Source organism: Frankia sp. Allo2, from assembly GCF_000733325.1.
In the GTDB taxonomy this organism is placed as follows: domain Bacteria; phylum Actinomycetota; class Actinomycetes; order Frankiales; family Frankiaceae; genus Frankia; species Frankia casuarinae.
On record NZ_JPHT01000054.1, the window covers coordinates 1 to 18104 of the forward strand.

Annotated in this window: 19 protein-coding genes; 7 read left to right on the forward strand and 12 right to left on the reverse strand. The window is 71.7% G+C overall.

Annotated features, from left to right (window positions below):
- Nucleotides 1–361: 361 nt before the first annotated feature.
- Complete coding sequence (locus ALLO2_RS21200) at nt 362–1000, forward strand: hypothetical protein (protein WP_023841904.1); 639 nt, start codon at nt 362–364, stop codon at nt 998–1000.
- On the opposite strand, the gene ALLO2_RS27575 is transcribed toward ALLO2_RS21200, so the two are convergent.
- The 5 genes from ALLO2_RS27575 to ALLO2_RS21220 form a co-directional block, all read right to left on the reverse strand.
- Complete coding sequence (locus ALLO2_RS27575; protein WP_232235238.1) at nt 1001–1414, reverse strand: hypothetical protein; 414 nt, start codon at nt 1412–1414, stop codon at nt 1001–1003. It abuts the gene before it with no gap.
- Nucleotides 1415–2067: 653 nt separating this feature from the next.
- Nucleotides 2068–2280 (reverse strand): bacterioferritin-associated ferredoxin, encoded by a 213-nt coding sequence (locus ALLO2_RS25065; protein WP_011436350.1) that lies wholly within the window; start codon nt 2278–2280, stop codon nt 2068–2070.
- Between the two features lie 308 nt (nt 2281–2588).
- Nucleotides 2589–3680: an OmpA family protein gene (locus ALLO2_RS21210; RefSeq protein WP_011436349.1), complete on the reverse strand. Its 1092-nt coding sequence runs from the start codon at nt 3678–3680 to the stop codon at nt 2589–2591.
- A gap of 265 nt (nt 3681–3945) precedes the next feature.
- Nucleotides 3946–4929 (reverse strand): phosphatase PAP2 family protein, encoded by a 984-nt coding sequence (locus tag ALLO2_RS21215; protein ID WP_023841908.1) that lies wholly within the window; start codon nt 4927–4929, stop codon nt 3946–3948.
- A 423-nt stretch (nt 4930–5352) separates the two neighbouring features.
- Complete coding sequence (locus ALLO2_RS21220) at nt 5353–6495, reverse strand: Ig-like domain-containing protein (RefSeq protein ID WP_369808195.1); 1143 nt, start codon at nt 6493–6495, stop codon at nt 5353–5355.
- On the opposite strand from ALLO2_RS21220, the gene ALLO2_RS28465 reads away from it, so the two are divergent.
- Entirely contained in the window at nt 6383–6700 is a 318-nt protein-coding gene (locus ALLO2_RS28465) for a hypothetical protein (RefSeq protein ID WP_235463258.1), read from the forward strand. The two genes, ALLO2_RS21220 and ALLO2_RS28465, sit on opposite strands and share 113 nt — an antisense overlap.
- Nucleotides 6701–7480: 780 nt before the next feature.
- Nucleotides 7481–8374 (forward strand): factor-independent urate hydroxylase, encoded by an 894-nt coding sequence (gene pucL, locus ALLO2_RS21225; protein WP_011436346.1) that lies wholly within the window; start codon nt 7481–7483, stop codon nt 8372–8374.
- A gap of 45 nt (nt 8375–8419) precedes the next feature.
- On the opposite strand, the gene ALLO2_RS21230 is transcribed toward pucL, so the two are convergent.
- Complete coding sequence (locus tag ALLO2_RS21230; protein WP_035734403.1) at nt 8420–9319, reverse strand: S-adenosyl-l-methionine hydroxide adenosyltransferase family protein; 900 nt, start codon at nt 9317–9319, stop codon at nt 8420–8422.
- Between the two features lie 33 nt (nt 9320–9352).
- Nucleotides 9353–9775 carry a DUF3099 domain-containing protein gene (locus ALLO2_RS21235; protein ID WP_051875496.1) on the reverse strand — a complete coding sequence of 141 codons (423 nt, stop codon included), beginning with the start codon at nt 9773–9775 and terminating at the stop codon, nt 9353–9355.
- Nucleotides 9776–10158: 383 nt separating this feature from the next.
- Between ALLO2_RS21235 and ALLO2_RS21240 the strand changes: the two genes are divergently transcribed.
- Genes ALLO2_RS21240 through ALLO2_RS21255 form a run of 4 tightly spaced genes read left to right on the forward strand, consistent with a single transcriptional unit; the run spans nt 10159 to nt 14263 of the window.
- Entirely contained in the window at nt 10159–11418 is a 1260-nt protein-coding gene (locus ALLO2_RS21240) for a glycosyltransferase family 1 protein (protein WP_198031062.1), read from the forward strand.
- On the forward strand, nt 11415–12599 hold the full coding sequence (locus ALLO2_RS21245; protein WP_011436342.1) for a glycosyltransferase: 1185 nt from the start codon (nt 11415–11417) through the stop codon (nt 12597–12599). The genes ALLO2_RS21240 and ALLO2_RS21245 overlap by 4 nt, the downstream gene beginning before the upstream one ends.
- Nucleotides 12600–12626: 27 nt before the next feature.
- Entirely contained in the window at nt 12627–13439 is an 813-nt protein-coding gene (locus tag ALLO2_RS21250) for an SGNH/GDSL hydrolase family protein (RefSeq protein WP_011436341.1), read from the forward strand.
- 29 nt (nt 13440–13468) lie between these two features.
- Entirely contained in the window at nt 13469–14263 is a 795-nt protein-coding gene (locus ALLO2_RS21255; RefSeq protein WP_198031063.1) for a hypothetical protein, read from the forward strand.
- 33 nt (nt 14264–14296) lie between these two features.
- Here ALLO2_RS21255 and ALLO2_RS21260 read toward each other — a convergent pair whose 3' ends face one another.
- The 5 genes from ALLO2_RS21260 to ALLO2_RS25070 form a co-directional block, all read right to left on the reverse strand.
- Nucleotides 14297–14812 carry a DUF3090 domain-containing protein gene (locus ALLO2_RS21260; protein WP_011436339.1) on the reverse strand — a complete coding sequence of 172 codons (516 nt, stop codon included), beginning with the start codon at nt 14810–14812 and terminating at the stop codon, nt 14297–14299.
- Between the two features lie 196 nt (nt 14813–15008).
- A complete protein-coding gene (locus tag ALLO2_RS21265; RefSeq protein ID WP_035734404.1) occupies nt 15009–16115 on the reverse strand; it encodes a ferrochelatase in 1107 nt (368 codons plus the stop codon).
- Nucleotides 16112–16417 carry a hypothetical protein gene (locus ALLO2_RS21270; protein WP_023841911.1) on the reverse strand — a complete coding sequence of 102 codons (306 nt, stop codon included), beginning with the start codon at nt 16415–16417 and terminating at the stop codon, nt 16112–16114. Before ALLO2_RS21270 ends, ALLO2_RS21265 begins: the two co-directional genes overlap by 4 nt.
- Before the next feature lie 265 nt (nt 16418–16682).
- Nucleotides 16683–17135 carry a deaminase gene (locus ALLO2_RS21275; RefSeq protein ID WP_011436336.1) on the reverse strand — a complete coding sequence of 151 codons (453 nt, stop codon included), beginning with the start codon at nt 17133–17135 and terminating at the stop codon, nt 16683–16685.
- 92 nt (nt 17136–17227) lie between these two features.
- Nucleotides 17228–17506, reverse strand: a complete 279-nt coding sequence (locus ALLO2_RS25070; RefSeq protein WP_063579739.1) for a hypothetical protein — start codon at nt 17504–17506, stop codon at nt 17228–17230.
- Between the last annotated feature and the right edge of the window lie 598 nt (nt 17507–18104).

The following is an 18104-nucleotide window of genomic DNA, read 5'->3' on the forward strand; positions in this document are numbered from 1 at the left end:
CCACCAGCACACCACCCACCACCAGCTCCTCACCCACCTCACCCAGCACGACCCCGACGCCGCCGAAACCCTCTGGCGCCACCACCTCACCACCACCCCCCACACCCCCCACCAACCCACCACCCCCCTCGACCTCCTCGGCGAGTAGTCAGATCTCCTCGGCGAGGAGTGAACCCCGGGCGTCCGCTTGCCGTTCGCGACGCTCCTCCCGGATCCGGGGACCGCTGTGGGCGCGGCATCGGTCCTCCGGTGGAGACCACGACGACACATCCAGAGAATCGGCGGTGAGGCAACCGTCGAATGCCACACAATGCCGCCATGCTGTGGTCGGTGCGCCGCGTTTCGCGTTACCGTGTGCCGCATGCCGTCGGCAGGTCTGGCCTGGCAGACACTCTCCGATCCGGGCGCGCTCGCCCTGGTCGACCCCGAGTCCAACCGGGCCGCCGCGCTGGCCCGGCCGCACCCCGCGGACCTGCCCATGGTCCAGATCGTCGACCTCGAACGTCTCGTCTGCGGTTGGCTGGCTCCGGCCAGCCGCCCGCAGTCCGAGCGGCACCTCCGTGAGCAGATGATGGTCGATCCGCTGCACACCCTGCGCGGGATGTGCTGGCTCATGGCGATGTGGGTCGTCGCGATACATCTCCGGACGGGACGACAGCCGACCGCCGTCGTCGCCGACCTGGCGTTCCCGGGGATCTGGCGAGGACCGGAGGCCCCGAAAAACGCCCAGCTCTGGGAGAACCTCGCCGGGCGGATTCGGCTCGGCGTCCTCGCCGCTCTCACCAGCGACGCGGCGACCGACGAACAGTTTCGCGAGGCGCTGCGCCATCCCGCCGACATCACGTCGATTCTGGTGCATTACGCCCTGCCCATGATGGCGGGCCTGCACCGGCAAATGCTCGACAACGGCGTGGATCCGAAGGAGATGGCGGGCACGTTGGCGCTCTACACCGTAGACCCGCAGGAACGGACCACCGCCTGCTTCCGCCCGCTGACCTGATCAGCGGCCGTCACCCCCGGGCTGCGTCTTGCGGGTCGGCGAAGGACGCGGGCCACGAGCCGCGGCGGCCGAACGCGCCGCGGAACCGAGGCGTAGCGACGGTGCGGCACGCAGGGGCGCATTCGGCCGGGCCGACCGGGCCGGGGTGGCCAGCGACCCCGGGCTCGGCACGGGCGACGCCGGACCCGGGACGGGCGACGCCGGACCCGGGACGGGCGACGCCGGACCCGGGACGGGCGACGCCGGACCCGGCACGGGCGACGCCGGACCCGGCACGGGCGACGCCGCGGAGAGGACGGGAACGGCCGAAGCGGCGGGCCCCACCGCAACCGCGGGGACGGTCTGGTCGGCGGCGTCGATGTAGACGACGCGGGTACTACCGCCGTGTCCGTGGATGGCAAGCAGCGTCTCCATCGTCGGATAGATCCCGATGGAATCGTGTTCGGAGTCCCACCACAGCACGCAGGTGCCGTCGGGGGCCTGCGCCCCGAACGCGACCGCNCCCGNCCNGGAGACGCNGGAGACGTCAACGTCNCGCNCCAGCTNAAACCGCCGCACCTGGCGAGCGGACATCGCCACGACCTCCTCACGGGGCACCGTACCGTACCCGTAGGCATCGCCCGCGATCCGGCTGGCGCAGCCGACTCAGCGCCGTCGCCGACCTCGTGCCTCGCAACCAGCGGGGCGTCGCGGCTCGGCCGGATCGACCGGCCGATGCTACCTCTCAGGCGGACTTCGGCCGGTTGGCCCACGGTAGCCGGCAATGTCGGGGTGGGTCATCCGTATGCCGTCGTGGCAGCGCGAGGGTGATCCCAGCACGCGGTAGCTCCACGCGGTAGCTCGCGGGTGGACCGGATGTGTCCGGGCGCGGGGACACCGCCCGAGCATGACGGTCACCTGGCCCGATGCACGGTCACCGCGGAGGCGGGCCGGTCCGCCGGCGGTCCGAGATATCGGTCATAGCCGGTCTCATTCCGTAGCCGACGGGCCAGGAACGCGACCGTACTCAGAGCGTTGATGATGTTCCGTGACGACGGCAACGGCGGCACTTCGGCCGCCACGCGGCCCTAACCCGATCCGGAACCCTGCCCCGCTCTGGCAACCGGACTGCCGCGGCGCGCGGACGCCTCACCCAACAGCTCGGCAATCTCCTCCACACAGCCGCCACAGCCCGTCCCGGCATCACATCGCTCGCCGACGGCGTCAACGTCGCAGGCACCCGAGGCGATCACGTTGCGTAGCAACCGGTCGGACACCGCGAAGCACGAACAGACGAGCACCGCACCTCACCACGCCCGAGACAGCCAGCACGCGGACGGCCAAGCGGCAGTTCGCGACCCTGTCGATCCGTCGATCTGTCGATGATCCTTCGACCCCGTGGAGCGGTCGACCCCGTGGAGCGGCCTTAGCTAAGGCTTCCCTAAGCAGAGGATGCCATGGGCCACCCGCCGCAGGCAAGACAGTCGCGCATCCGCGACATCATCGTGGCACTGGGCCGGAAATCGGCCGGGCCCGACAGTCCCGCCGGACCCGAGATCCGGCCGGACTGCAGATCGGCCGGATCAGCCGAGATCCGGCTCGCCCAGAATCAGCTGTCGGGCCACGGAACGATCTCGACCCGACGGTTGGCCGCCCGTCCCCGAGGCGTGGCGTTGTCGGCCACCGGCCACCGGGAACCGAACCCGGCGACGCGTATGAGGTCGGGACGTACGCCCCGGTCCGTCAGGTAGTCGGCAATCACCTGGGCCCGGTCCAGAGACAACGCCTGATTGAGGGTCGCCGACCCGGAGGCGTCGGCGTGGCCGCCGACCAGGACCACGACCCGGCCGGCGCGCAGCGCCGCCGCCACCCGGTCAAGCCAAAGGCGGGCCGGGGGGCTCAGCGTTGCTGCGCCGACCGGGAACGTCACGTTCCGAGCGTCGAGGGCGGCGCGTAGGGCCGCGAGGGCCCCGGCATCGGAGGTGGACTTCGCCGCCGCGGCGGCAGGCTTCTCGCGCGGGACGACAAGCCGGTTGTCCAGGGTGGCATCGGGGACGGTGGTACCGGCCGCTGCCAGCACCTGGGCGCCGAGGCGCCGCCTCGTGGCCTCGTCGGGGGCACTGCCGGCCACCGCCACGGTCGTCCCGGAGACCGTGACCGAGTGGCTCCCGGGAAAACCGCGCAGCGCCGCCGCGACGGCGGCCACCACCTCCACCGGCGGCTCCGCCACGGCCGGGTCGACCCGGACCTCACCGGTCACCGAGCCGCCGCTCGCGTCCGCCACGGCAGCGAGCAACGCGGCACGGCTCGCCCGGTCGGGCACGGTCGCCGTGATCGACAGTCCTCGGCCGGCCACAGCGAGCACCAGGGGGCGCGCAGGTTCGGTCGCGATGACCACGTCGTCGCCGAGACGCGCGGAGGTCGTGCCGGCGACCGCGGCCGAGGCTCGCGCCTGTTCGGCGGCGGCGGCACTCGGGAAACGACCGGTGACAACCGCCTCACGCCCCTCGACGTGAACCTGGGCGTGCACGCCGCCGGTGGACCGGACCGCCGCGGTCGCCCGGGCTGCGAGATCATCCTCAATGGGACCGCGGCGCAGGGCGAACGCGACAAGGGCAAGCAGCAACCACGCCAGCACGAGTGCGATGGCGAAGGCGACCGGGCGCGGACGTTGCAGACGCACGGTCGTGGACAGGGACATCGATCGGACTCCGAGCGGGATCGGACCGGACGCGGGATCTTCGAGGTGGCGCTGATCGTCGGGACAGGGCCGATCTTCGAGGTGGTGTGGGGAGAGGGGTGCCGCAAGGTCGGACGCGGCCGGGAAAACCGCTGTCCNGCAACTTTCGCACATCGGTCCCAGAAGTAACGCATCGGGGCGAAAGATGCACCCACCTGGGGAGCCACACCAGGCCGACAGCGGTCGGATCGGCACCGGTCGGATCGGCACCGGCCACCCACCGCGATCAGTTCGCGTGCGCTCCATCGGCTCGCGCCACCGGTGTGACCCGCATCGCCATGCTGGAGGTGGCCGGCGGGGCGGGCGGAGGCACCGGTGACGGCGGCGGCGCCAGTGAAGACGGCGGCGGCGCCAGTGAAGACGGCGGCGGAGACGGCAGTGGCACGGACACCGGTGCCAGCGCGTTCGGCGCAAGCTGCGATCCGGCTCCCGGCACGGCCGGCTGCCCAGCGGCACTCCCCACGAAACCGACCCGGGACCGCCACCCGGCGACGAGCGCGACCGCACCGGCGGCGCCGCCCAGGACCGCCCATCCGGCGACCGCGTCCAGGAGATAGTGGTTCGACGTCGACATGACGACGAACAGGGTCGCCGCCGGATAAAGCGCGCCGAGTACCCGGACCAGCGGTCGGCGCCCGAAGCGCACCAGCAGGAAACCGCACCACAACGACCATGCGCAGTGCAGCGACGGGAGCGCGGCGTACTGGTTCGTCAGTCCCTCCAGCCCGTCCGGGGCGGCGCTCGCGCTACCGCTCCACCATCCCCAGCCCTCGAAGTGGGACATGGTGTCGACATAGGACGTGCCGGTGAGCAACCGGGGCGGGGCGGTCGGGAACAGGAAGAACCCGACCAGGCAGATCAGAGTGGTGATCACCAGCGTCCAGCGGGCCTGAGCGTACCGGGGGGGGTGCCGACGATGCATCCACACCAGCAGGGCCGGCGTCACGACGAAGTGCAGCGTCGCGTAGTAGTAACAACAGACGACCGCCAGCACCGGTACACTCTGCAACCAGCGGTTGAGCCCGAGCTCGGGATCGAGATGCAGGAAGGTCTCCAGGCGCAGGAGATCGTGGCCCATCCGCATCGCCTCGCCGGTGGAGGCGTCGGCCACGGCACGGGTGCCGGTGTAGGAGTAGTACAGGATCACCAGCATCAGCACCTCGACCCACCAGACCAGCAGGCCGGTGGTCTGGTTGCGCAAGCGCCTCACTATGCACCTCTCGAACGTCGCACCCGCACGAGACGCCGCGCCCGCGCGCCTCGACGCCCTCGGGCAGGACCGCACGCGCGAACGGACCGGCGCACCGACCGTCGCGACGGGCCGGAGCGTCTCGACAGCTCGCTCTCCATACCCTTACTCAACAGCATGAGCCGTTCGCGACCGTCACGGGCCGATCCGTCGTTTACGACACCTCCCCCGGACGGAAATTCACCGCCTGCTCGCCCGCCCGACTCCTCCCCCTGACCGGCTGTCCCCGTCCCGCCACCCCGCCACCGCGCGCCATCCCGCGCCATCCCGCCCCCGCCATAGCGGTGGGAGCGGCCGAGGGCGCACATTGGCGACGCCCGGCACCGAACCGGTCGGGCCGGGCGTCGTCCACGCTGCCGCGGGTGCGAGGCCGCGATCGCCCGGTCAGGCGCCGGCGCCCGCCGCGCCGGTCCTGGGGGTGGCGGTCACGGGCCCGGGCGTGACTGTGCTCACCGCGGAGTCGAGGCTCACCACGGGGGCGAGCTGGTCGGACACCGGCAGCGCGCTGCCCGCCTTCCACGTGGCCCAGGGGACCGACCACGCGTTGCCGAGCTGTGAGGTGTCCGGCGGCCGACCGGTGTTGACGATGTCGATGATGTCACCGAGCCGGGTGAAGTTGTAGAACCACTGGGCGTCGGCGGGTGAGGCGTTCACGCACCCGTGGGAGACGTTGGCTCGCCCCTGGGAGGGCACCGACCAGGGGGCGGAATGCACGTACTGCCCGCCACTGGTGTAGTTGACCGCCCACTGGACCTTCTCGTAGTAGTAGTCCGGATTGCCCTGGGGGATGCCCACGGTGGCCGAGTCCATGATCACTTCGGGTGACTTGCCCAGCACGTTGTGCGGGCCGTCCATGCTCGGCAGACTGGGTCTGCCGAGACTGACCGGCATCGTGCGCAGCAGTTGCCCGTCCCGGAAGACCTTCATCGTGTGGGNGGCCGAGTCGACCTTGGAGACCTGGGCGGAGCCGATGACGAAGTCCATCGCCCGGTCCTTGACCCCGAGCCGGCCCCCGCCCGCGTCGTAGCCGGCGAAGTTAGCCTCGACGTGCACCTTCGTCCCGGGCTTCCAGTACCCCTCCGGTCGCCACATGACGACCCGGTTCGACAGCCAGTTCCACGCGCCGAGGACCGGCGGATCGGTCCGTACGACCAGCCGGCTCTGGACGGCGGCCCGACTGGACGCGGGGGCGCTGAACGTCAGGCTGATCGGCGCGCCGATCCCGACGGTCTGGCCCGCGACCGGCTCCCAGGAGACCTTGAACGACTTCGCCGGGACGCCGGTCACGAAGCTGGTCCGCACCGACGTCGTCCCGGCGATGCCCGTCGCCGGGGACGTTGACGCCTCGACGTCGTACCGCGAGTCGGCGAACAGCCCGCCGGAGGATGTCCAGGTCCGATGATCGGCCGAGAAGGTGCCGGGCATTGTCCCCGGCTCCGTCTTCTCCGACGCGCTCGCCCCCCGGTTGACGGAGACCGCGGCCAGCGGGGCGTTGCCGCGCACGACGATCGGGCTGGTCAGCGCCACCCCGGTAGCGCCGTCCCTCGGCGTGACCGTCACGCTCGCCGCCGGATCCGGGGCGGGGGTGGCCCCGGCCGGCGCCGGTGACGCCCCCCCGCCGGAACAGGCCGCCGCGGACAGCACCGCGGCGAGCAGAAGCGTCCCCCCCGGCCACCGCCGGGGCCGGCGACCAGGCGATTCCGCCGGCCGGGATTCCGGCCTGGCCGAGTGACCCCACCCACGGGAAATACGCGGGGGAATCATTACCGAGCGAGACATGTAATGCCCCCTCCCGAAGACCGCGCCGGCAGCATCGCCGGACGGGAAGCTACGTCCGAACGGTACCCAGAGATCAACCCCACGTACCCTCGATCAGCGTAATCTACGGCGCCAACCGGCAGATCATCACCCGGTGTCGAGCATCTTAATACGGAGAGTAGCACTCTCCAGGCGTCCCACATACACCCCTCCCCTTCTCCCCTTCTGACGCACGAACGCCTTCCCAGGTTGCCCGCCCCGGAGGACATTTCACCGACCACCCGAAACGACGGCCAGAACCCACGGCGATATCAAAGAAGACGCAACCCGTCACCCGCGCAGATGAGTTTCCGCAACCAGAGACGACTGGGCGGTACACGGCACCGCCGGCATGCGGGACCATTGACGTCTCACTGGCTTTCCATTGCCGGAAGCCGCCCGGACGGGCCACCACCGCGTGATCCCACCCCCGCGGTCCACACGGCTCGGAGGGGCACCCAGGCGACAGGCCGGGGCGACAGGCCGGGGCGCCGGGCGGCACGAGTCGGGCGCGCGAAACTCACCGTCGGTCCGGGATGTCACCCGGTCCAGCAGAATGGTCGGGCCACGTTCGGCGGTCTCCGGCCCGTACCGGTGCCGGCACGACACCGGTGCGGCGCCGGGACGGTCGGACCCACGGCAGGCCGATCGACCCGGTCGGGCGAAAGGCGCACTCCGGACAAGGGAAATGACCGTCCCACGACAGGGAGGCCACATGGCGATCGTTCTCGGGCCCAATCAGTATGGAAAGGCGGAGGTCCGTCTCGTCCACGTGGCGCGGAACGGACCGGTGCACCAGATCACCGATCTGAACGTCTCCACCGCGCTTCGTGGTGACTTCGCCGCCGCGCACCTGTCCGGCGACAATGCGCACGTGCTCACCACGGACGCGCAGAAAAACACCGTCTACGCCTTCGCCCGCGAGCACGGAATCGGCCAGATCGAGGATTTCGCGATCCGGCTGGGTCACCATTTCGCCGGATCCCTCCCGGGGATCGACGGCGCCCGGATAGAAATCGAGCAGTACCGGTGGGACCGCATCCAGGTGGATGGGGTGCCGCACGACCATGCCTTCAGCAGGTCGGCTGGGGAGAAAAGGACGACGGTCGTCACCCTCGACCGTGGCACGGCCTTCGTCGTGTCCGGACTCGCCGGGCTGGTCCTGCTGAAGTCGACCGGCTCGGAATTCTCGGGGTTTCTCCGCGACCGGTACACCACACTGCCCGAGACGACAGACCGCATCCTGGCGACAGAGGTCACCGCCCGCTGGCGCTACGCCCAGTCAGACCTCGACTTCGGGCGGCTGTTCGACGGGGTACGGACGGCTCTGGTCAGCACCTTCGCGAGCCTCCACAGCCTGGCTCTGCAACAGACCCTGTACCGGATGGGCGAGGCGGCGCTGACCGCGCACGCCGACGTCGCCGAAATCCGCCTGTCAATGCCGAACAAACACCACTTTCTGGTTGATCTAGAACCGTTCGGGCTCGATAATCCCAACACGGTCTACTACGCTGCGGACCGGCCGTACGGCAAGATCGAGGGAACGGTCCTGCGCGATGACGCTCCCGACCCGGGGCCGAGCTGGCTGACCCTCCCGGGATTCTGCTGACCGGTGCGGACCCCCGACAGGCGGTGCGGCGTCCCGGACGCCTGTTCACGGGACGCCTGTCCCGGACGCCTGTTCACGGGACGCCTGTCCCGGACGCCCGTCCCAGCGGCGCAGCGTAAGGCGGTCGCCGGGCATAAGTGTGAGGGCATGCGCGGCGTCACCGTCGCGCACGGCGAGGGCCGCCATCCCCGCCGAGTCGACGTAGAGCACCGCCTCCCCCGGGCCGACCGAGCCGAAGGTGACCCCCACGGCCAGTTCAGTCATCGGGCCCGCGGCCGCGAGCGGGCCGGCCGCCTGCTCGGCCCCGGTCAGGCGGTCCCGCCGGAGCGGTCGCAGCACCGCCCGACCCGGCGGGCGCAGCCCGGCCGCGCCGAGCAGCGCGCCGGAGGCCGCGAGCTGGACGTTGCCGAACGTGTCGACGAGGACCACCTCGGTCTCCACGGTCCCATCCGGGCGTAGCCGGGCCAGGGCCGCCCGGGGACGGACCAGGGTCGCCGGCTCCACCGGCTCACCGACCTCCTGGAGCGGTGTCCCGCGCGCCAGGGCGGCAGCCACCGGGGCGAAGACGTCCCGGCCGTGGAACGTCGCGGGGNTTGCGGGCCGCACCTCCAGCGTGACCGCGGCCTCGATCCCCCCCAGCCGCTCGGCCGCGGAGATCAGCAGGCCGTTGTCCGGCCCGACCAGGTGACCGCCGACCGCGCGCAGTGCCAGGGCCCGGCGCGACGTGCCCACCCCGGGATCCACCACGGCGAGGTGCACCCCCCGAGGCAGGGAACCCACCGTCTGGGCGAGCACGGCCGCCCCCCGCCGCACGTCCCCCGGCGGCACCAGGTGGGTCACGTCGATGATCCGGGCATCCGGCACCGTCTGCAGGATCACCCCGTGGCAGGCTGCGACGAAGCCGTCGGCGAGTCCGTAGTCAGTGGTGAAGCTGATGCACCTCACCGGCTCAACCTGNCGTCAACCCGATGGCTGACGTCAACCCGATGGCCCGGAGACGGACGCCTCGCCGAGCCCGGTGCCGTCCCGGCCCGGTGGGTCCGGATGGCCGTGCACCCAGCCCTCGTCATCCACCCAGCCCTCACTGTCGACCACCCGGTGGGGATCGGCCTCCAGGGCCGGCAGTTCGCCCGCCGCCGGCTGGCCCGGATCGTAGCTGACGGGCCGGTCGCGTTCGGGCGTCGGACCACCGTTGGCGATGACCACCGCGACCCACGGAATGATCACGGCCATCGCGACGGCGACGAACCGTAGCCAGCCGTGGAAGGCGACCACGGCGAGCACGAAGCAGAGCATCCGGAACATCATCGAGAGGAGGTAACGCNCCTCCCGCCGATGGATGTCCCACTGCCGCGACCGGGCCGCGGACGTGATCAGGACCGTGTCCTGCCGCCTGAACATCACGCGTACACCTCGATGGCTCTCACTCCCCGACCGGTGCGCCGCCCCGTGCCTCCAAATATCCTCCTCACCGGCGCCCGGGGAAAATGCCGGCGGCCGGCGTGCGACGGTGCGGACCAGGAACCACGGCGTCCGCCGGGCGCCGTGTCGGACGACACCATGTCAGCTAGCACCATGTCAGGTGACACCACCTCAAGTGACAACATGTCAAGCAGTATCATGTCAAGTGGCACCATGTCGGACGGGAATCCGGCCCGGATCCGCCGACCGGATGAACAGCCGGTCGTGTGCACCCGTACGGTGCACCAAGCTGTGCCAGAACGTTCATGTAACGGTCGGCTGGCCGTCTGCGGCACGGCTCCATGCCCTGCCACCGTGCTCGTGTGCGCATAGCGGTGATCACCGAGTCGTTCCTCCCCCATGTTGACGGGGTGACGAACACGGTCTGTCGAGTGCTGGAACATCTGCGGGACCGGCAGCACGAGGCGATGGTCATCGCGCCGGCTCCGGCGCCCGCCGCCCGACGCGCGGCGGCGCGCAGCCACGCCGGCGCACCGGTGCTGTGGGCACCGTCGGCTCCCCTACCGGGTTACCCGGCGTTTCGCTTCGCAGTCCCGTGGCCCGGGCTTCCCGCCGCCTTACGGGAGTTCANCCCGGACATCGTCCATCTGGCGGCGCCCGCCGGCCTCGGGGCGCAGGCGGTGTTCGCGGCGCGGCGCCTCGGCATACCGAGCATCGCCGTCTACCAGACGGACATCGCCGCGTTCGCAGCCCGCTACGGGCTGGCCACCGCGGAACGCACGATCTGGCACTGGCTCGCCATCGTACATCGGCTCGCGGCCCGGACCCTCGCGCCGTCCTGGGATGCCGTCGACACCCTCCTGAGCCAGGGCGTGCAACGGGTCGCCCGCTGGAGTCGGGGGGTGGACCTCGAACGTTTCCACCCGGCGCACCGGGACGACGAGCTGCGCCGCCGCCTCGCTCCGAACGGCGAGGTCCTGGTCGGCTACGTCGGCCGGCTGGCCCGGGAGAAGCGGGTGGAGCTGCTCGGAGCGGTGTCCGACATCCCGAACACCCGGCTCGTCGTCGTCGGTGACGGCCCCTCCCGTCCCACCCTGGCCCGGTCGATGCCGAACGCGGCGTTCCTCGGATTCCGCGCCGGGCAGGAGCTCTCGGCCGCGGTCGCGAGCCTCGACGTCTTCGTCCACACCGGCATCCACGAGACATTCTGCCAGGCGGCGCAGGAGGCCAAGGCGAGCGGGGTACCGGTGGTCGCCCCTGCGGCGGGCGGGCTGCTTGACGTTGTCGAGCACGGCCGCACCGGGCTGCACTACACTCCCGGCGACCCCGCGGCCCTGCGGGCGCAGGTCGCGGCCCTGACCGACGACCTCCCTCGTCGGGTGGCGATGGGTGCGGCGGCCCGGGAGTCGGTCGCGGGATGCGGGTGGAGCGCGATCGGCGACGAGCTGCTCGGCCACTACCGTGACGTGCTCGGCACCGGCGGCGGGGCCGGTCGCTTCGGCCGCCTCAGGCACCCCGGCCCGGTCATCGAGGGACGGAGCGGACGGCGGGGCGGACGACGGGACGGATGGGACGCACGCAAGCGGCCCGGGACGGGAAACGACGACGGGTGGTCAGCATGAAGATCGTGCAGGCGGCAAACTTCGTCGCGCCGGCCTCCGGCGGCATCCGGACGACACTGCGCCACCTCGCCGCCGGCTACACCGCGGCGGGCCACGAGGTCGTCCAGATCATTCCGGGCGAGCAGGACGCCGAACTGGTCCGGCCGGATGCCCGCGTGCTCCAACTGCGCGCCCCCCGGCTACCCGGAACCGGTTACCGGATCATCACCGAGCCGTGGCGCGTCGCCGACCTGCTCGACCGGGAACGGCCCGACCGACTCGAGGTCCACGACCGGGCGACCCTGCGTCCACTGGCCCGATGGGCCCGCCGTCGCGGGGTGCCGTCGCTGGTCGTCAGCCACGAGCGGCTCGACCGCCTGCTCGGCACCTGGACACCCGCACCGTTGCGGGGAGTCCTGCCGGTCTCGACAGCCGCGGACCGGGCGAACGCCTCGCTCGCGGCCGCCTTCGACTCCGTCGTGGCGACGACGGCCTGGGCGGCGGCGGAGTTCGTCCGCATCGGCGCCGGCAACCTGCGCCACGTTCCGCTCGGCGTCGAGCTCGACCGTTTCTCCTCCGCCCACCACGACCTGACCCTGCGACGCGCCTTCGCCCGTGACCAGGAGGCGCTGCTGGTGGTGGCCAGCCGGCTGGCACCGGAGAAGCGGGTCGACCTCGCCGTGGACGCGGCAGCTGAACTCGTCCGCCGCCGGGTGCCGGCGCGCCTGGTGATCGCCGGTGACGGGGCCCATCGGGGCCGGCTGGAACGGCATGCGGCCGGGCTGCCGGTGACCTTCCTCGGGTTCGTGGCCGACCGGGAACGGCTCGCCGGCCTGCTGGCGACCGCCGACCTCGCGCTCGCCCCCGGCCCGGTGGAGACCTTCGGGCTGGCCGCTCTGGAGGCGCTCGCCAGCGGCACCCCGGCAGTGGTGCACCACGCCAGCGCGCTCGCCGAACTGATCGTCCCGGGAGTGGGCACGATCGCCGCGGGCAGCGGATTCACGTTCGCCGACGCCGTCGTGGACCTGCTGTCCGCCTCGCCTGCGCAGATCCACGCGCGCCGGATCGCGGCCCGGGCCCGCGCGGAGCAGTTCCCCTGGTCGGCCACGGTCGCGGGCTTCCTTGCCTGCCACGACTCGCCCGGTCCGGCCGCCCCGGGCACGGCCTTCCCGCAGCCACCGGCGCCGCCGCTCGCGGCCTGACTCGCGGCCTGAAAGGCGGGCAGAGCCATGGACTCCGGCACCGGATCCCGGCGGTTCGTCGCGCTGGGCGACAGCATCACGGTCGGCCTCGGCGACGGCGTGACGATGGGACGCGAACACCGCCGCCCCGCGACGGGAGGACGGGGCTTCGCCGCCCGGCTCGCCGCGTGCCTGGGCCCGGCCGGCGCCATGGAATTCACCAATCTGGCCACCACGGGAGCGACCACGCACGACGTGCGTACCCGTCAGCTCCCCGTCGCCCTGTCGCTGGGCCCCCAGATCGCCAGCGTGATCGCCGGCATGAACGACGTGCTGAAACCGACGTTCGATCCGCTGCGGTTACGCCAGGACCTGGTCTGGACGGTGGGCCGACTGCGGGCCGACGGAGTCGTCGTCCTCACCGCTACCATGCCCGATCCCAGCCGGCTGCTCCCGGTGCCGGCGCCGTTCGGCCGGATCCTGAGCGAACGGGTCGAACGGCTCAACGCGGCGGTCCAGGCCGCGGCCCGGACGGACCCCGGAGTGTTGATGGTCGACCTCGGCGGGCACCCTGCGGTGCGCAGCCGGTCCAGCTTCGACGTGGACCGGATCCACCCGGGGCCACGCGGCCACCGCCTGATCGCGCAGGCGTTCGCCCACCGTCTGTCGCACGCCGGGGTACCACTCGTGGGTCTGCCGGACGGACCCGATCATGAGGAACCGGCTCCGGGAATCATCGAGCACTCCTACTGGCTGCTGAGCGTGGGCCTGCCCTGGCTGGCCGGGCGGTGCCTGCCCAGAGGCGACAAATGGCGCTATCACCCGGAAAAAGGTCTGGTACGGCCCCCTCGGCGAGCCTGAAGGCTCCTCGATTGCCTACGGTAGGCAATGTGCTTCCCGCCCTGTCAGCGTCGCCCCGGTCCGGAGTCCTCACCGGATGGGGCAATGCGTGGCTTGCCGGGCTCGTCGGGCTCGACGACGTCATCACCCAGATGCACCGCGCGCTCGGTGGCGAGGCGGCGCCGCACACCCTCGGCGACGAGCCGCTCGTGCTGGGCCTGGGAGCCCTGCGTTCGGCCGGAGCGCAACGGCTCCGGCTGGTCCTGCCCGCCCCCGGGGACGCCACCGGCCTGCCCGGCCNGGNGGAGGTNAACNGGGACGCGANCNCCGCNGGAGAGGCGATCATCGTGATCGGCCCGAACCCGCCGCTGGTGCTCGTCCCCGGGGTCGTCGTGCACGGGCCGGCCCTGGAGGGGCGGCTGGAGTCGGTGCACTGGCGGGTGCTCGTCGCGTCCCGCGTGCCACCGCCCGGAGCCGGCCTGCGCGCCGCGGAACACGACCTCAGCAACGCGATCCGCACCACGACGGCCGCGCTCATCGACCTCGACATCGCAAGCGCCCGCCCCGAGGTGCTCGCCCTGCTGCGCGACCGCGGGGTGGATGACCCGGGCCCGGGGCTGGGCCCGGGCCATCCACCGGGGGCGCACGCCCTGCTGGCCCGGGCGGAGCGGTTGTCGACCCTGCTCGACCTCGCCGCCCGGGACGACGGTGCCGCGGTGACCGCGAGCGAGATCGCCCGCAGGTCCGCGGCGCTGCGCAACCTTTCCGCGGCGGTGCGTCGCGCCTATGCGGCGGCCTACGACGCCTTCGACCCGACGTATGCCCCCGTGCCGCCCTCGAACTGACGATCGCCGGCTGTCCGCCCCGGCCGGCTCCGGTCAGTTCAGCCGAGGGCAGAAGTGCCCGGCCGGATCGTCCGGGCGACCGCACAGGACGCACGGTGGACGCCCGGCGGCGACGATCGTGCGGGCCCGTTCGATGAAGGCACGGGCCTGTTTGATCGACAGTCCCACCCGCAACGAGTCGAGCTCGTCCTCGCTCTCGGGGAGCCGGAACTCCCCGGGAGACAGCCCGGCCGCCTCGACGAAGACCCGATGGCCGTCCCAGGACACCGTGAGCTGGCCCAGATGGAAGTCCTCCTCGAACGGGGCATCCAGCGGGGCAAGATCGATCTCGACGTCCGAAGCGGTCGGAAGCACGATGCCCTGGGTCTGGCCCACCTGGCCGAGCAACGCGGTCAGCCCCTCCGCGAGGGCGGTGACCTCGGTTTTCTCCAGACCGACCGTCACGACCTGACCACGCCCGGCAGCCTGCAGGAAGAAGACCCGGTCACCCGGCTGGCCGACGGTTCCCACCACGAACCTTTCCGGGGATTCGAACACGTAGCGCCGCATATCTCCGATCGCTCCGTTACCTTGACTCGCTTCGTCGTTCGGTTCTGATCGCTTCGTTCCCCATCAGTATCGGTTCCCCATCAGCCTCGGTTCACCATCAGTATGGCCGCATCGCCGTGCGGTCCGCCCTCGCCCACCCTCCCGGATTCAGGACCACCCCGGATTCGGGTCCGCGGGGATTCAGGTCCGCGGGGGTTCAGGTCCGCGGCGGCCCGAGGGGCTCGCAGCAGTGCGCGGGGCAGTCCGCCGGCCATGGCCCGAGGCCGGTCAGCGACCGTCGGACACCGCCGGGACGACGCAGCTCCTCGATCAGTTCTCCCACCATCGAGACGAACCGCGGATCCACCCCGACGGTGCCCGCCCGCGTCGCCGGCAGGCCCAGCTCCCGCGCCCGTTCCAGGGCCCCCACGTCGAGGTCGTAGCGGACCTCCACGTGATCGCTGACGANCCCCAGCGGAATGATCACGGCACNGGCGNCCCCCGCCGCGGCCAGCTGCGCGAGCCGATCGCGCACGTCCGGCTCGAGCCACGGCACGCCCGGCGATCCACTGCGGCTGCAGAAGGCCAGGTCGAAGGGATGACGCACGCCGGTGATGCGTTCGATCCCCTCGATGATCACCGCCGCGGTGGCCCGCAGCTGGCGAGCGTAGGCGCCCTCGCCACGCCCGCTGGCGCGGGCCTGCGCGAGGGGGAGCGAATGGGCGGTGAAGATCAGATGGGCATCGGAACGCACCTTCGCCGGCAGGTCGGCCAGCGCCGCGACGCCGCGGTCCACCATCGGCTCCACGAACCCCGGATGGTCGAAGAACAGCCGCAGCTTCACCAGCTCGGGCGCACGGTCCCCCACCGCGGCGGCGGCTGCCGCGAGGTCCTCCCGGTACTGCCGGCATCCCGAGTAGGACGAGAAAGCCGAGGTGACGAAGCACGCGGCACGCCGGATGCCGTCGGCGGCCATCTGGGCGACCGTGTCGGTCAGATAGGGCGCCCAGTTCCGGTTCCCCCAGTAGACCGGCAGCCCGGGCAGCTCCGCACGCAACGCGGTGACCAGCGCCCGGTTCTGCTCGTTGAGGGGGCTACGCCCACCGAACAGGTGGTACTGCTCGGCGACGACCGCCAGCCGGGAGGCGGGGATGTCCCGGCCCCTGGTCACGTTGCGGAGGAACGGCAACACGTCGCCGGGCCCCTCGGGACCCCCGAACGAGACGAGCAGCAGGGCGTCCACGTCCCCCGATGCCCGGACGTCCCCCGATGCCCCGACGTCCCCCGATGCCCCGACGTCCCCCGATGCCCCGGCCCCGCTCATCTCGGCACGCTGCCGGCGATCTCCGCCGGATAGCTCGGGAAGTAGCGGGTGATCTCGGACAGCTCGAAGGTGGGCAGGATGGACCCGGCCGGTTCCCGCGCGAGCAGGAACGCGAACGACGCGCGGACCAACGCGATCAGGCCCGGCACATCGTCGGGCGAGAGCCCCACCGCCGTGAGCACCTTGTCATCGACCCGCACCCGGTAGTTGAAGGAGAGCCCGCGGACTCCCGGAGACGTCTCCTCCGCGACCTCGACGTCGAAGTCGCGGCCGCCGTACGGTTCCACCCGGATCACGCCCACCGACCCACCCCCTCGCGGTTGCGCCGACCGCACCGCCGCAGCCACCTCAACTGCTGAGCCACCTCAACTGAGAGGGAAGGCGCGCCCCTGGTTTCGATCAGCCAGCGGCGTGGCGGCACGGCGACGCCGCGCCATCTACGATATCCGTCGGCGCGCCCCACATGCGTCGCCGCCGGGCAAGAAGATCGCCTGCCCCGGCTCCCGCGCGGCAGCCGGGGCGGGCACCGGCCCACCCGGACGCCATCGCGGGTGATCCAGCCGATGATCAGACGGCCAGGTGAGCCTTCATGGCGCGGGCCCGCTCGCCGAGCTCGGGCATTCCCACGACCGTGACCCCGGCCGCGCCGAGCAGTTCGTAGCCCTGGCAGTCGGCGACGAACAGGCTGGGTTCCCGCCAGGCGATGACCACTCGGGGGATCTTCGCTTCCAGGATGAGCTGGGTGCAGGTGCGTGGCCACGACATGCGCTGGGAGCAGGGTTCGAGTGTGCTGTAGATCGTCGCGGTGGCGAGACGGGGGTCATCGGGAGCGACCTTCGCGAGCGCGGACTCCTCGGCATGCACCGTGTCGTCGACCTCGCGGGAAAACCCGAACGCGATCTCCTCGCCGTTCTCGCCGACGATGACGGCACCCACCGAGTAGGCACCGGTGGCGGGCGGGCAGCGGTGAGCGAGCTCGATGGCCCGCGTCATCCACCGGTGGTCATCGATCTGGGCCATGAGGGGCTCGTCCTTTCTCGGGCGGGTCCGGCAACCGTCGAAGAGCCCATCGCCTGCCGGAACTCGACCCCGTAGAGAACTTTGGCAACGATCTAGATGGTTGGGCCTGCTGGGAGCGCACGGCGCTCGGATGAGACCTGTTCGCCCAGGTCGCGGACGGGTTCGAGCCGTGCCCACTCCTCGTTGCGGGCGAGGGTGCGCCAAATACCGGCGGCCCGGTTGAAGGTCGGGCCGTTGGTCACTTCCTTGCCGTCAACGATCATGAGGGCGTCGCTTGCTGCGGTGGCTGCCTGTTCGGGGTCCGGGTGGGTGCGGTGGATGAAGGCCCGTGCGAGTGCGAGATGGGTGCCGTCGACCCCATGGACGCACACACCAGCAAGGCCCTGCGGCTGTCGGACCCTCAGCGCCGCGCGCTGAGGGTCGTTCGCAAAGGCTCGGTCTCTTACCGGGCCGACAGCGTCGGTCACGGCTACTTCTCGGCGCGCGGCGCCTCTGAGATCACGCTCAACGCCCGAACGATCGACAGCCTAGTCAGGCAGGGTCTGATCGTCGAGGTTCCTGACCAGTTCCGTGACCTGCGCGGGGGGCTGGTTCGTGTCCGGCCGTACCGGCTGACCGACGCGGGCCGCACCGCCCTGGGGCTCGTCCATGAGGCCCCGCAGGCCGATGCCCCGGCGACGGTGGACGTTGCCGATGTCCGGGTTGGCATGGCTACGCCGCTGGGATGGGTCGACTACATCTCTCCGCTGGACCATGGCGGGGCCATCGTCTACTACCGGCCGTTCGATCGGTCCGCGCTCACGTGCCGCGCGTGGCCGCGCGGGGAGCGGCTGACGCTCGTTCCCTGCCCCCACGTCCCCAGCTACTTTGATCNCTCCCACTGCGCGAAGTGCGGTCACGAGCTGGGGAGCGTGGCCGCGTGAGGCCCGCCATCACGCTCTGGTCGGACAATCGGGACGCCGCGTACGG